This is a genomic window from Thalassospira sp. ABD4_177 (genome assembly GCF_056160125.1).
Map to the genome: position 1 here is coordinate 2047489 of NZ_JBSWWO010000001.1, position 15016 is coordinate 2062504.

A 15016-nucleotide genomic window follows, 5' to 3' on the forward strand; every position below is an offset into this window, starting at 1 on the left:
GCAGGTCCGGTTTCGAAACCAAAAAAACGTGCCCCGTTATGAAACGGAGCACGTTTTGGCTTGGGCGAGAGATTTGATCAGGCGGCTCGCACTGTTGCGATGAAGCTATCGACTTCCTTGCCAAGCCGGGTTGCAGATTGTGAAAGCTCTTGTGCGCTGGCAAGAACCTGCGCTGCGGAATGGCTTCCTTCGGTTGCGGCCTTTGTAACATCGGTAATCGCGGTGACTACTTCCTGTGTGCCATTGGCGGCAAGGGCAATGTTATGGGTGATTTCGTTCGTGGTCGCGTCTTGTTGCTCCACAGCCGCGGAAATCACAGTCGAGCTTTGCTTGTTGTTTTCAATAACGTCACTGATCTCATCGACGGCGGTTACCATGGTGTTGGTGATGCGCTGTACCTTTTCGATCTGTCCTGTGATGTTTTCGGTTGCACGGGCGGTCTGGCTTGCAAGGTTTTTGACTTCCTGTGCAACAACCACAAACCCCTTGCCCGCATCGCCTGCGCGCGCCGCCTCAATCGTGGCATTGAGCGCGAGAAGGTTGGTTTGTTCAGCGATGCCCTGGATCAATTCCACCACGCTGGAAATCTCCCGAACAGATTCAGCAAGCCCGGTCGCGGTTTCACGGGTCGAGCTGGCGGTTTCGGTGGCACGGGTCGTGATATGGGTGGCGTTTTGAACCTGCGCACTGATTTCGCGAATAGATGTCGCCATCTCTTCGCAGGCAGATGCCACTGTTTCGACATTGGCACTGGCAAGGCCCGACGCATTTGATACCGAATTTGCCTGCGTGTTGGTCTGTGCCATCATCGCGGTCAGGCTCTGAGCGGTTGCTTCAAGCTCGGTCGCGGCGGATGCCACAACCCTGACGATGGATCCGACATTGTCCTGGAACGCATCGGCAAGCTTGTTCATCTGCTCGCGCTTTTCGGCCGCAGCACGTTCCGTGGCCTTTTCGGCCTCTGCTTCGAGTTCCTTGGCCCGGATCATATTTCTTTTGAAGACTTCCGTTGCCTTGGCGATATCGCCAATTTCATCGGCGCGGTTGGTACCAAAAACCTCGGTATCAAGTTTGCCATCGGCAAGCTGGCCAAGATTACCGACAATATTTTCAATCGGTTTGGTGACCGAGCGGGCAAAGACCATGCTTCCGCCAACGCCAAGGGCCGTCACGATGGCGACGATCACTGCCGCGATCATTAAGGCGCTATAAACCGGCTCAAATGCTTCGGCGGTATCGATTTCGCCCAGTACAATCCAGTCAACGCCATTGAAGTGGACCGGCATATAGGCCGAAATCACCGGGATGCCACGATAATCAAGAATTTCATGAATGCCGCTATTGCCAGCCAATGCATCACGCGTTGCAGCCTCGTTCACCCGGGTTTTGAGGATGGTGCTTTCTTCGGAAAAGCGCGAGTCACTGCGCATCAACCCGTTTTGACCGACAATATAGGTTTCACCACTTTCACCCATGCCGACGGAGACATTCATGATGCTGTTGATGCGCGATATCGGCATCTGGAAGATCAATATGCCCAGCAAAGCACCTGCTTCGTCGCGAACCTGATGGCCGATGAAACTCGCCGGTGCGTCTGCACTTGGGGCATAGGGGCTGAAATCGGTAAAGGCGATGTCTTTGGGGGAGTTCAGCGCCATCGTATCGCGAAATACGCGTCCAAGATCGGTATCTGCCCACTTACCGTCATTGAGGTTGGTGGCAAAGTCCGCTTCCTTGAAGACGGAATAGACAAGTTCGCCATCCGGACGGATCAGGAAGATGTCGTAATATCCCTTAAGCTCAAGGAACTCGCGGAAATGCGGGTGATAGGTGCGGTGCGCCTGGCTCCAGTCGGATCCATCCCCGGCATCGGTCAGAAGGTGCTTCTCGCCAAGCGGATGCTTATTGTCCGAGATATAAAGCGTTTGAAGCTTTGACATCGGATTGCCATCCAGACGGTCCCAACCTTGGGTGAATGCGTTCAGGGCATCACGCGTAAAGCCACTGTCGGCTTCGATGATCAGGTCTTCTTCAATCGATGTCAGATAGGATTGAATAGACTGTTTACGAGCATCTGTGAGCGCGAGAAGTTTGTTATGGACTTCTGTTTTCTGGGTCACCCAGAGTTCAAAAGACAAAATGCCACCAGCGCTCAGCGCGGTCAGCAGGATAAGGCACGCAATGATCGTCGGTAGCTTCACCGAAATACGTTTCATGACATTTCCTCTCGCAGTGCCCGTCGCCCGTTGGCGAGCTCGGGGTGGCTTGCGCACATGTTTCGACAGCGTCAAAATTAACCGTTGGTATAGTTTTTACTTTTGTTGACGACGCGAAAATATCCCCATTTAGGGATATTCGTTGTTTGTTGAGTATTTGGTGATTGAACGCCAAAGTTGAAGTGCGCGCTGTATGTGCTTGCAAACGGTGTTTGGAACGTCTGAGTCCGAATCTGGCGAGTTTTATTGAGCGGTTCTGTTAAACTGCCCGGCATGGAACAGCTCAATAACGATATCTGCTATCAGGCACTCAAAACCCGGGACCGTCGGTTTGACGGGCGGTTTTATACCGCCGTTCGGACCACCGGGATTTTCTGTCGCCCGATCTGCCCTGCCGTGACGCCCAAGCGTGACAATGTCGAATTCTATCCCAGTGCCGAGGCCGCCATTGCGCACGGCTTTCGCCCGTGCCTGCGTTGCCGGCCCGAAGCTGCACCGGGCAGCCCGGCAAGTGCGGGTGTGCATGCCACCGTGGCCCGTGCGGTGCGCCTGATTGATCAAGGCGCGCTACAAAACGGATCGATCGCGGATCTCGCAGATCGGCTTGGTGTTGGAGACCGGCATTTACGTCGCATCTTCAAGGATCATACCGGCGTCACGCCGCAGGAACATGCCAAGGCACGGCGACTACTCCGTGCGCGTCAGCTGATTGTCGATAGCAACCTAACCATGACCGAAATCGCCGACTTTGCCGGGTTTGGCAGTTTGCGCCGCTTCAACGACGCGATGAAGCAGGCCTATGGGCAGGCGCCAACCGCCTTTCGACGCGGCATCAAAGCCAGCACACGGAATACATCGGGCACGGATGATCCGTTTGCGGCCCGACGTGATGATTTGATCTTGCGGCTGCGGGCGCGCCAGCCGTTTGATGCGGAATACCTTCTGGCCTTCTTCCGGGCGCGGGCCATTCCTGGCCTTGAGACAGTGCGCGACCGCATTTATGTGCGCGGCTTCAAAATTGATGGGCAGCATGGCTTGATGATCTGCCATTTCAGTGAAGATCAAAGTGGTGTGGATGTCATCCTGCGCGGCCCGGCGCGCGAAGCGGTTCTTGAAATCGGCGCCCGGGTACGCCGGCTGTTTGATCTTGATGCTGATGTGCCCTCGATCACCGCGCAATTTGCCGAGGATGCATTACTGGCCCCGCTGGTGGCAAAACGCCCCGGCCTTCGGGTGCCCGGATGTTGGGACCGGTTTGAACTGGCCCTGCGTGCCGTGCTGGGCCAGCAGGTCTCGGTCGCAGCAGCGCGAACTTTGGCCGGCCGGCTGGTCGCGCGCTTTGGGGATGCTTTGCCAGATGATCTGGTGGACGGAACCGGCATCACGCATGTCTTTCCAACCTCGCAGAGCCTGATCGGGCAGGAACTGATCCCGATTGGCCTGACCACACGCCGGGCGCAAACCCTTGCCGATGTGATTGATCTTTTTGCGAGCCCCGACTGCGATCAGAAATCCGGCGATGAGCTGATTGAGGCCATGACAGCGATCAAGGGGATTGGCCCATGGACGCTGAATTACTTTGGCCTGCGCGGGCTTGGTGATCCCGATGCCTTTCCTGCGGCCGATCTTGGCATCCTCAAGGCATCAAACATGGGCGGTGGCCCAGACAAACCCAAGGCGCTTGAAAGCATTTCGGAAAACTGGCGGCCATGGCGGGCCTATGCCGCGCAGTATCTTTGGTCCGCATTGGAGGGAGAATGACGATGTCCACCCAGATTAATGTCGTGCGCTACGTAAGCCCGATCGGGAAACTCTCGCTTGCGAGCATTGGCTGCAAGCTGGTGCATCTTGATTTCGAAGACAATGACGAACGCCTGAAATCCATTCAGACCCGTCGTTTCAAGGACCTTGAATGGCAAGAAGGCGGCATCGCTCCCGCGGCCGTGATCAAATGGCTGGATGGTTATTTCGAAGGCGCTGTCGGGCCATTGCCGATGGGCTCAATCAACATGGTCGGCACCGCGTTTCAGAAATCAGTCTGGGATGCGCTGATCACGATCCCGAGTGGTCAGAGCCTGTCTTATGCCGGGTTGGCTGATCAGTTGGGCAACCCCAAGGCGGTGCGGGCCGTGGCGCGCGCCAATGCGCTTAATCCGGTTTCGATCATTGTGCCATGCCATCGGGTGATTGGGTCAAATGGCACCCTGACCGGCTATGCCGGCGGGCATGAGCGCAAGAAATGGCTGCTCGATCACGAGGCCGCCATGCGGGCCAAGGCGGCCTGATATCAAAAGAAAAGGCTGCCCGTTGGCAGCCTTTTTGTTGTGGTGGTGGGGTTGTCGATCAGATCGACATGACGATACGGCCATCGATCTTGCCATCGCGCATGCGATCAAAGATCGAGTTGATGTTTTCCATCGGCTCGGTCGTGAAGTGGGAATGCACTTTGCCATCGCCTGCGAAATCAAGCGCTTCCTGCAGATCCGCACGCGTACCAACAATCGACCCACGGATGGTTTTTCGCGACAGGACGGTATCGAAGATATCAAGCTCGAACGTTCCCGGGGGCAGGCCGCACAGCGCCATGGTGCCACCACGGCCCAGCATGCCAACGCCCTGTTTGAAGGCCGCGCGCGAAACAGCGGTGACCAGAACGCCATTGGCGCCACCCATCTGCTTTTGGACTTCGGCGACAACATCGGCCTCGGCCGCATTCAGGGTCCAGTCCGCACCAAGATCCTTGGCGAGTTTCAGTTTCTCGTCGGCAATGTCAACGGCGATAACTTTCATGCCCATGGCCTTGGCATATTGCACGGCCATATGGCCCAGCCCGCCGACACCGGAAATCACCACGGTTTCGCCGGGTTTGCATTCGGTTTCCTTGAGCCCCTTATAGACCGTTACACCGGCGCACAGGACCGGGGCGGCATTGCCAAATTCAAGCGGGTCGGGCAGGTGGCCAACATAATCCGGATCAGCCAGAACATATTCGGCAAAGCCGCCATTGACGGAATAACCGGTATTGAGCTGCTCACCGCAAAGCGTTTCCCAGCCGGTGATGCAGTGATGGCAATGACCGCAGGCCGAATGCAGCCACGGCACGCCAACACGATCGCCTTCCTTGACCGATGTGACACCTTCGCCAACTTCGGCAACGATGCCGACGCCTTCGTGACCGGGGATAAAGGGCGGGTTCGGTTTGACCGGCCAATCGCCTTCGGCGGCGTGAAGGTCGGTGTGGCAGACACCGGATGCCTCGATCTTGACCAGGACTTTTCCCGGTGTGACCTTGGGGACGGTGACTTCTTCAATCGACAGGGGATCGCCGAAAGCGCGAACAACGGCGGCTTTCATGGTGGAGGGCATGGTGACAACTCCTTGCTGATGACAGTGAAAAGATCTTGCTTTTCGTCAAATATCGCGCTTGGGAGTGTCGATGATTTAGAGTACCACCACCATGAGCTGTATCAATTGTCTGATGATTTAATTGTGACGGTTTGCGCTGTTTATGCGCTTTCGCCGTCAATATCGGGCAGTTCAAGAACATAGTCCTGATAATAGTCGGGTGGCATGCCGGCTTCGTAGCGTGCTTCGTCATTAAAGGGCGGTTTGAGTGGCCCACGGAAATGTTTGCGCAGCATGTCATGCCAAGTGGTGTAATAGGGCAGCCCGCGCTGATCGCAAATATATTCGTAGTATTTTCGACCCGCCGCGACATGGGCGATTTCGTCATGGGCGATGATTTTAAGAATACGCGCACTTTCGGTATCGCCATGGGCCAGAAGCCGTTCAATGGTCGGCGGGGTGGCATCAAGGCCGCGTGCCTCAAACACCATCGGCACGACGGCGAGACGCGGCAAAATGTCATAGGCCGTATCCATCGATGTCTGCCAAAGCCCGTCATGGGCTGGCAAATCGCCATAGGCCGCGCCAAGTTCGCCAAGCCGCTTGCTGATCATTTTGAAATGACGGGCCTCGTCATCGGCCACCAGAACCCAGGCATCATGAAAATCACGCGGCATGTCGGCCTCGGGAAAGCGCACACACAGATCCCACGCCAGATCAATCGCGTTAAGCTCAATATGGGCCAGAGCATGCAAAAGTCCGATGCGGCCCTGAACGCTGCCTTTCTTGCGCTTGGGCATCTTGTTGGGCGGCAGCAATTCCGGTTTTGCCGGGCGACCGGGGCGGTCGGGCAGGTCGGTGGAGCCGACTTCGCTGATCTCGCCGCTGCGCCACATGGCGGCCATTTCGGCGGTGACATTGGCCTTCTCGGCGGCGTCTTCGGTCAGAAGGGCCTTTTTCGCGGCTTCGGCAAGGGTCAGCTTGGTCATGATCAGTCTGGTCTAATGTGATGAAATCTGCACTTTGTCTGCCATCTGGGCGACGTCGGGTCAATTGGCAAACAAAAAGGGCGGCCCGACTTCCGGTTCGGACCGCCCTTTGAAATCTGTAAGCGCGCGCAATCAGGTGATGTTAAAGCGTGCCAGTGCCTCTGCCAGGTCCTCGCCAAAGGCATTGCCCTTGCGGATGATCGCGGTTCGGCATGGCAGGTCCTGAAGCGACGGGTGGTTCGGTGCATCCGAGGTCAGAACGGCGGTCGGAATGCCGCGCGTTTTTGGCATCGCCTGCAGGGCGTTGGCCAGGTCAACACCGCTCAGCTCATCGATGGTTTTGGCAACGATGATGAAATCCGGGCGGGTGCGCACAGCCAGTTCGATCGCTTCGAACGAGGTCTGCGTGACCGAGCTGCGATAACCACAAGCGGCCAGTTCGCGCTCGAGAATGGTTGCCATTGATCGTTGCGGAATGACCAACAATGCTTCGACATTGGCTTTCTTCAACCAAGCCGGATCAATATCAGGAGCCCGTTTCGATGGCAGCTCACGCACAAATTCGGCGGTGTCGGTGCCACCAGCCTTCATGTCACCTTCAAGCAGGGACTGGATTTTATCGACAAAGGCCTGGATGTCCTCAATCGAGCCATCATTCAGTTCCTTGCAGGTCGTGACGTAATCGGCCAGACGATGACTAGTCAGGTTGATCAGCGGAGCAGCAACCGACTTGCCTTTGTACCGCAGATTGAATACTTCGCGCTGGATAGCTGTCAGGTGGGCAGGATCTTTTTTACCGCGTGCATTTTGCAGATGAACGTCAATCGAATTGATGATGTCATTTGCTTCGTCGCGAAAATCTGCCAGCATCTGATCGTCGAGATCGACAACATTGTTACTCATTGAAATACCCGCTTTGCCGGCATGCCGGTGAATTTTCATCAAACAGGTGAGGACAATGCATCACCTATCACTCCCATATTCGAATTTTTATCCCGACAAACAAGTGATGGCAACAAAATCAGCAAATTGCGATATTGCCATCAGCCTGAAAGAAAACACTTTTGAGCTTAAAAAAAACAAAGGCCCGGCACTGAAACGCCGAGCCTTGTTGATATAAAAGCTGAACTCAAAGGGCTTTGACGGCTTCAAGCACTTCGGCGACGTGGCCTTTGACCTTTACCTTGCGCCAGGCATTGCGAATGACACCATTGCCGTCAATGACAAAAGTGGACCGCTCGATGCCCATGAATTTTTTGCCATACATGTTCTTTTCCTTCCAGACACCGTAATCCTCGCAGGTGGTGCCGTTCTCGTCTGAAGCGAGAATGAAGTTCAGGTCATGCTTGGCCTTGAATTTGTCGTGCCGTTCCGCGCTATCCTTGGAAATGCCGATAATCTGCGCATCGACCGCGCTGAAATCGGGTTCTGCATCGCGGAATTCGCAGGACTCAGTCGTGCAGCCCGGGGTCATATCCTTGGGATAGAAATAGATCACCACCGGCTTGCCTGCCAAATCAGACAGTTTCACGCTGCCATTGCCATCGGTTGGCAGTTCGAAATCCGGGGCCTTGTCACCAACATCAACTGTCATGGTCTATCCTTTATCTGATCGAGGCTGCTTGGATGCATCATGTGCAGCCATGAAAATACAAAGCCTTATAAGCTTGGCAAGGGCTGTTGGATCATTGTGGTGCGTCTGATGGCGCAACCTTTTCGGCGGGCGCCGCAATCACGCGGTCATAGATCTCCTTGATGCGCGTTGCCGTGCTTTCCATTTTGTCCTGCAGGCTTGCGAAATCATCGCACTTGCCGGCATTGGCCAGCATCTTTTGCAAATCCTCGCTCGCACTTTCGGGATCAAACGGGCCTTCGGTCGTCAGGCGCAGCATTGCCTGAAGGGCCAGCCAGAATGAGCTGCCATTGGCCAGAAATTCTGCTTCTTCTGCCTCCATAATGCCCGCTGTGCCGAGGTTTTTGAAAACCTCGCGGGTGGTGGGTGACAGGATTTCGGGGTGATCATGGGCATGGCGCAGCTGCAGATATTGCGCAATGAATTCCAGATCGACCAACCCGCCACGGCGCATCTTGATCGCCCATGGGTGGTTGTCGCCTTTGCCCGCTTCCATGCGGTTGCGCATGTCATAGACCGCCCGGACTAACTGGTCGGGATCGCGTTGTTTGCTCAGCACGTCATTGGTGGTCGCCAGCACCTTGTCACACAGCGCCTTGGGGCCATAAACCGCCCGCAGGCGGGTCAGTGCCATATGCTCCCACGTCCAGGCTTCGTTGTTCTGATAGGCCTCAAAGCTTTTGAAATGGGTGGCAAGCGGCCCTTTGGACCCACTGGGTCGCAGGCGCAAGTCCGTTTCAAACAGAACCCCTTCGGCGGTGGGGGCGGACAGGGCGTTGATGTAACGCTGGCTCAGCCGGATGTAATAATGGCCGGGCGACAGGGGCCTGTTGCCATCAGATTCTTCGGCGTCTTCGGGGACCTCATAGATAAACACCATATCAAGGTCCGAACCGGGCGAAAGCTCCTGACCGCCATGCTTGCCAAGCGCAAAGACCGCAAGCCCGCCATCGGCAAACTTGCCGTGCTTGGCGGCAAAGTCATCGGCAATGCGCGGGAACAGGGCGCGAATGGCAACGTCGGCGACATCGGCCAGAGCCCGGCCAGCTTCGTGCGGGGTTTGACGGTTCTGGATGGTTTGCACATCAATCTGGAATTTCTGGTCATTGGCCCAACGCCGCGCAGTATCCAGCCAGTCTTCAACCATGTCTTCGCGCGACAGGCGGGCATCAAGTTCGGCCATCATCGCATCGGCATCAGGCAGTTCTTCATGGAAGCCCGACATCAGAACGAAATCAAGCACCGCGGCATTCCGCCCGATATATTTCGCCATGCGCGGCGCGGTGCCGGCAATCTGGGCCAGAAGTTCCAGCAATTGCGGGTTGGCGGTAAACAGCGAAAACAGCTGTACCCCGGCCGGAAGCCCTTTGAGGAAATCATCAAAGGCGCGAAACGCCATATCCGGATTGGTGGTTTTGCCAAGCGCCCCCAAAAGGGTCGGCATCAATTCGGTCAGGATTTCACGCGCCCGGCGCGACCGGGTCGCGCGATAACGCCCATGGTGCCAGCCACGCACAGTGACCGAGACATTCTCGGCATTTTCAAAGCCCATTTCACGTAGATTTTTCAGCGTATCGGGATCATCTTCGGTGCCGGTGAAAACAAGATTGCCCGAAGTGCCGGCCAGGGGCACATCATCCTCGAACAATTCGGCATAGTTGTTTTCAACATTGCGCAGATGAAGCAACAAATCCGCCTTGAAGGCATCAAGCGTGTCATAGCCAAGGAAGGTCGCAAGGGCGAGCAAGCCGTCATCGGTATCGGGCAGGGTCTGGGTCTGCTGATCATTGATCATCTGCAGGCGGTGTTCGACCGTGCGCAGGAAATCATAGGCGGCCAGCATTTCATCACGGACTTCTTCGGATACTTGACCGAATTCGGTCAGCGTGCGCAAGGTATCGCAGGTCGCCTTGCCGCGTAGCGCAATTTCGCGCCCGCCCCAAATCAGTTGCTGGGTCTGGGCAAAGAACTCGATCTCGCGGATGCCGCCACGGCCAAGTTTCACATTGTGGCTAGGAATGTTGATCTTGCTACCGCCCTTATGGGCGTTGATCTGGCGCTTGATCGCATGAATGTCCTGAATGGCAATGAAATCAAGATGCTTGCGCCAGACAAACGGGCGCAGGATTTCAAGGAACTCATCACCTGATTTGCGATCCCCGCCAACGATGCGCGCCTTGATCATGGCCGCACGTTCCCAGTTCTGCCCGACGGTTTCGTAATAGGTTTCCGCCGCAATCATCGACAGGATCGGTGGGGTGGATGCCGGATCAGGGCGCAGCCGCAAGTCGGTGCGGAAGACATATCCATCACCTGTGCGTTCTTCCATGATCCGGGTGATGTCGCGCACCATACGCACCAGATCCTGCTGAATGCGATCCGGGTCCAGATAGGTCACCACATCCTGATCATACAGGAAAATCAGGTCGATATCGGATGAATAGTTAAGCTCGCCCGCCCCAAGCTTGCCCATGCCAATGGCAAAGATGCCCGATCCTTCAAGCGGGTTTTCCGGGTTCGGCAGATCATATTTGCGCAGGCGCGCCATGGCGGACAAACAATGCGCCATAGTGAAATCAAGTGTGCGTTCCGCCGTTTCGCTGATGGCCGAGGTAATTTTATCGAGCGGCCAGGCCTTGCAGATATCGGCCATCGCAATCACCAGCGCCGCCTTGCGTTTGGCAACACGCACAGCGGCCATGGCGGCAGCCTGATCCAGATCGCGTGCATTCGCACTGATATGGATCGGCTCAAGTGCATTGCCAAAGGCCTGATCAAGGCCGCGATCAAACACATCGCAAACCGTATCAGGATCGCGCAGGCACAAATTGGTCAGATAGGGGCTGTTGCCAAAAAGTGCTTCCAAAACCGCACGTTTTTGGGGATTGGACGCAATCTCGCCAATTTTGTCTGACAGGCTTTCAAACACTGGTCGATCACCCAGCGCGTTCCAGCGTTCGAACGCATTGGCGACACGGTCGGAATCGAAGGCTTTGGGCAGGTCCTGTGAAATCCAGGAAAGAGACACTTTTTGCGTTCCTTGTATTGCGAAATGGTCACAAACCGCGCTATGCAAAGGGTTGCACCTGATTGCATAATCTCTGCAAGGAGTTGGACGTCCTGATCAACAGGATGACTTATCTGTTTCTAGCTTTTCTGTGATCGGACAAAAAGGGGTATAGATCAATAACGGTCTGGTACTTTCAGATAATATGGTTGTCAGTCACGTATCGACAACCATGCCAGACATGACAGGTTATTGATATTGCAGCATATGACATCGGGAACACAGGGTACAAAGAGTGCGCCACGTTAAGACTTTTGCCGGATGGCTGGCGCTGACTTTATCAGCCATCGTCCTGTTTGTCGGCGTGTTCGCAGCAGTCACGATCTGGCGGCTGTCCCAAGAACCCGTGTCCCTGCATCGCCTGACCCCGTATCTGGTCGACCATCTCAATCAATCGATGGGCAATAACCGGCTGGCCGTCGACGATGTCGTTTTGCGTTGGCGCGGCTGGGATGAAAAGTTTGATGTCGGCTTGCGCGATGTCAGCATCTTTGGCCCGGACGAACAGGAACTCCTCCACGTCCCCGAAGCCGATGTTGTGTTTTCCAGCAAGGCGCTGTTTGAAGGCGTGCTGGCCCTTCGTGAACTCAATCTGATCGGCCCGCGCATTCGTCTTGAACGCGCTGCTGATGGCACGATTGATGTCGGCTATATCGCCGAAGAGGCGGTGGAAGAGGTTGCGACCCTTCCTGAAACGGACGGCACGGTTGATGGTGCTGAGGCACCCGTCGGTGAAACCTATGAAAAGGGTCGCGGATCATCGGTCGTGATTGATCTGCCAGATGCCCCGGATGACGCAGCCAGCGAGCCGGTGCGTGAAACCCAAAATCCAGAAGACGAAACCGCGCTTGTCGAGCAGTCCGGCAATCCGGTTTTACATGATGTGATTGCCATCCTGTCGGGTGAGCGCACCGATATTCCGGCCGCGGCCTATTTCGAAAGCTTCGGGATCGTCAATGCCGACCTTGAAGTCCGTGACGAGAAAATCGGTATCGTCTGGGCCGCGCCGCAGGCCGATATCCTGCTGTCGCGTCGTGCCTTCGGGATCGGGGCAGAGGCCTCCTTGCAGGTCAGCGCGGGTGATATTGCGACCCAGGTCCGGGTGACCGGGGATTACAGCATCGAAACCGGCGAGGTGGACCTTGAAGCCGATATTGGCGAGGTCGAGCTTTCAGATCTTGTCAGCATCTCTGATCTGTTTGAAAAGCTTCGTGATGCCTACGTCCCGGTTTCGGGCAAGGTGCAGGCCCGCCTTGATGCCAATGGGGAGCTGATTTCGGCATCGACGGATATGGCCGTTGGCAGCGGGGTGATTACCTTCCCTGAAGAATTGCGTGCGACCTATCGCGTGACAGACGGGCAGATTGTCACAAGCTTTGTGCCCGGTCGTTTCAGCATTGATAATGTTGTTTTGAATGTCGGTGATGCTTCGGCGAAGCTGCAGGGCGTTGTGCTTGATCCGTTCGGGCAATGGCAGGTGAACCTTGATGTTTCTGCCACCGATGTCGCGACCAACGATCTTGATCGGCTTTGGCCCGAAGGCGTTGGCCATGATGCGCGTACTTGGGTTGTCACCAACCTGTCCGAGGGCATTGTCCATCAGGCAACCATGCACACTGAACTGCATCAGGACGATACCGGCGAGGTTGTTCTTGATGATCTCGGTGGTCAGATGACCATGTCGGGTGTGACGGTGCATTACCTTGGTGAAATGCCCGAAGTGCTCAATTCCGCCGGACGTGCAGAGTTCGATGAAACCAGTTTCAGCATCTTTGTAAATACCGGCGAGGCCGATGGTCTTGAGGTCACTGATGCCAGCATCATCTTTTCGAAACTCGATGAACCGGTTCCCTCGGCTGATATCGAAATCGTCGCGCAAGGCAGCGCGCGCAAGGCACTTGAACTGATTGAGGCGAAACCACTTGGTTTTGCCACGCGGCTTGGCATTGATCCGGCCCGGATCAGCGGCGAACAGGCCACCCGGGTGCGCCTGAATTTCCCGCTTTTACGCGCTGTGACCTTTGATGATGTTGATGTTGCGGCCGCCTCGCGGATTGAAAATGCGGCGATTACATCGGCATTTCGCGGCATGGATATCGCCGATGGCAGCTTTGAATTGCAGGTCAATACCAAGGGGCTTGAGCTTGGCGGCACCGCAACAGTTGGCCGTGGTAAAACCAATATCAACTGGGTGGAAACATTCGACCAGCAAGCCGATGTCAAAAGCCACTATAAGCTGTCAGGCGATCTTGATCTTGCGCTTCTGCCCGATATCGAACTTGACCCCGGTCCTTACCTGAACGGGATGGCAAAGGGCGATCTTGATATTCGGGTTGCCTCGGACAAGGTGCGCGTGATCGGCGATGTCGATCTTGCCGATGTCGGGATTTCCATTCCCAATGAAACGGTGGGCTATCGCAAGGAACCGGGGGCTTCTGCATCTGCCAAGTTTGATGTTGCAGTGCAGTTTGATGGTGGCGGTGTGGTTGACAGCTTTGCCATCTCGGCCCCGGCACTTGAGGCCAGCGGACGCGCAAACTGGCGCGGTGATAACGCCATGGCCGACAAATGGTTGGTCGAACTGCAAGACACCCGTTTTCGGGAGAATATCGATCTTGCCGGCACCGTTCGCATGGAAGACGGCGACCGTCTGCTGGTCGATCTACGCGGTGCTCAGTTTGATCTGCGGTCCTTCATTGAAAGTGATGCAGCCGAAGACAGTACGCCGGACGCTGAACCCGAGATGCAGAACTATCTCGTGACGCTTGAGGCGGGTGGTTTCCTGCTGAAAGGTGAAGAGCCGCTTTTGAATGACGGCAAAATCACCCTGCGTCAGGAAACCGATAACCGCGAACTTGAAATCACCGCCCGCCAACTGATCGCAACCCCGTGGATCGTGGATGACGAAGGCGAGGCTGACGATACGCCACGGGACCTTTCGGGCGCCAATAGTGGCGGCATTGGCGAACGCGCCGAACGCACGGGCGGCACGACTGAAGTGTTCCTCAATATCGAACAAATGGTCATGGCCAATGGCGAATTACTCGCCGATGTGCGCGGGTCCATCCATACGGTCGGGCAGGAATGGGATCGTCTTGTTCTGAATGGGGCATTTGGTGACCGGGCCAATGTATTTGCACAAGTCACCCGTGAGGATTTCCAGACCCGCACGGTGACCCTGACCAGCGAAGATGCGGGCCGTTTCCTGCGCGCAGTCGATATGTATGACAATCTTCTGGGCGGACGCCTGACGATTGAGGGCACGGTTGATGAACGCGACTTTGCCCAACCGTTTAGCGGTCAGGCTAGCATTGATGAATTTCGTGTGGTCAATGCGCCGATTGCCGCCCGTGTGCTAAGTGCTGCATCGCTCACCGGTCTTGGCGATGTTTTGCAGGGCAATGGCATTTCCTTTAACGAGCTGAATGGCGAATTCACCTATGTGAATAATGTCCTGTCGCTTTCAAAGGTCGCGGCAAACGGTTCTGCCGTCGGGGTGACCGCAAACGGATCGATTGATCTGGCGAAATCGGAAATCCGTCTGGCGGGCTCGATCGTGCCGATATATGCGCTGAACTCGGCACTCGGTGCGATCCCGATCCTGGGTGATATTCTGGTGGGCGAAGAGGGCGGTGGCATCTTTGCCCCGACCTACACGATTGAGGGCGACCTGGATGAGCCTGATATTACCGTCAATCCGCTATCGACCTTCGTGCCCGGTGTCTTCCGTAATCTGATTACCGGGGCCGAGCCGGGCTAGGCTCGA

General features: G+C 55.9%; 9 protein-coding genes. 3 read left to right on the top strand and 6 right to left on the bottom strand.

Annotated elements, in window-relative coordinates:
• Positions 1 to 77: 77 nt before the first annotated feature.
• Positions 78 to 2216: a methyl-accepting chemotaxis protein gene (locus ACXAF0_RS09330; RefSeq protein ID WP_475345603.1), complete on the bottom strand. Its 2139-nt coding sequence runs from the start codon at positions 2214 to 2216 to the stop codon at positions 78 to 80.
• Positions 2217 to 2462: 246 nt separating this feature from the next.
• Here ACXAF0_RS09330 and ACXAF0_RS09335 point away from each other — a divergent pair, with 246 nt between their 5' ends.
• Both ACXAF0_RS09335 and ACXAF0_RS09340 read left to right on the top strand, forming a co-directional pair.
• A complete protein-coding gene (locus ACXAF0_RS09335) occupies positions 2463 to 3977 on the top strand; it encodes a DNA-3-methyladenine glycosylase 2 family protein (protein WP_475345604.1) in 1515 nt (504 codons plus the stop codon).
• A gap of 2 nt (positions 3978 to 3979) precedes the next feature.
• Positions 3980 to 4501: a methylated-DNA--[protein]-cysteine S-methyltransferase gene (locus tag ACXAF0_RS09340; protein ID WP_475345605.1), complete on the top strand. Its 522-nt coding sequence runs from the start codon at positions 3980 to 3982 to the stop codon at positions 4499 to 4501.
• A gap of 58 nt (positions 4502 to 4559) precedes the next feature.
• Here the strand turns inward: ACXAF0_RS09340 and adhP are convergent, their stop codons facing one another.
• From adhP to ACXAF0_RS09365, 5 genes are all read right to left on the bottom strand, one after another.
• Complete coding sequence (gene adhP, locus ACXAF0_RS09345) at positions 4560 to 5582, bottom strand: alcohol dehydrogenase AdhP (RefSeq protein WP_475345606.1); 1023 nt, start codon at positions 5580 to 5582, stop codon at positions 4560 to 4562.
• A 140-nt stretch (positions 5583 to 5722) separates the two neighbouring features.
• Positions 5723 to 6550, bottom strand: coding sequence for a ferritin-like domain-containing protein (locus ACXAF0_RS09350; protein WP_475345607.1), 828 nt, complete (start codon positions 6548 to 6550; stop codon positions 5723 to 5725).
• Between the two features lie 132 nt (positions 6551 to 6682).
• Entirely contained in the window at positions 6683 to 7453 is a 771-nt protein-coding gene (locus ACXAF0_RS09355; RefSeq protein WP_475345608.1) for a PleD family two-component system response regulator, read from the bottom strand.
• A 226-nt stretch (positions 7454 to 7679) separates the two neighbouring features.
• On the bottom strand, positions 7680 to 8144 hold the full coding sequence (gene bcp, locus ACXAF0_RS09360) for a thioredoxin-dependent thiol peroxidase (protein ID WP_475345609.1): 465 nt from the start codon (positions 8142 to 8144) through the stop codon (positions 7680 to 7682).
• A gap of 91 nt (positions 8145 to 8235) precedes the next feature.
• Positions 8236 to 11211, bottom strand: coding sequence for a bifunctional [glutamine synthetase] adenylyltransferase/[glutamine synthetase]-adenylyl-L-tyrosine phosphorylase (locus ACXAF0_RS09365; RefSeq protein WP_475345610.1), 2976 nt, complete (start codon positions 11209 to 11211; stop codon positions 8236 to 8238).
• A 274-nt stretch (positions 11212 to 11485) separates the two neighbouring features.
• Here ACXAF0_RS09365 and ACXAF0_RS09370 point away from each other — a divergent pair, with 274 nt between their 5' ends.
• The gene (locus tag ACXAF0_RS09370) at positions 11486 to 15010 is read left to right on the top strand and encodes a YhdP family protein (protein WP_475345611.1); all 3525 of its coding nucleotides are present in this window, start codon (positions 11486 to 11488) and stop codon (positions 15008 to 15010) included.
• Positions 15011 to 15016: the final 6 nt, after the last annotated feature.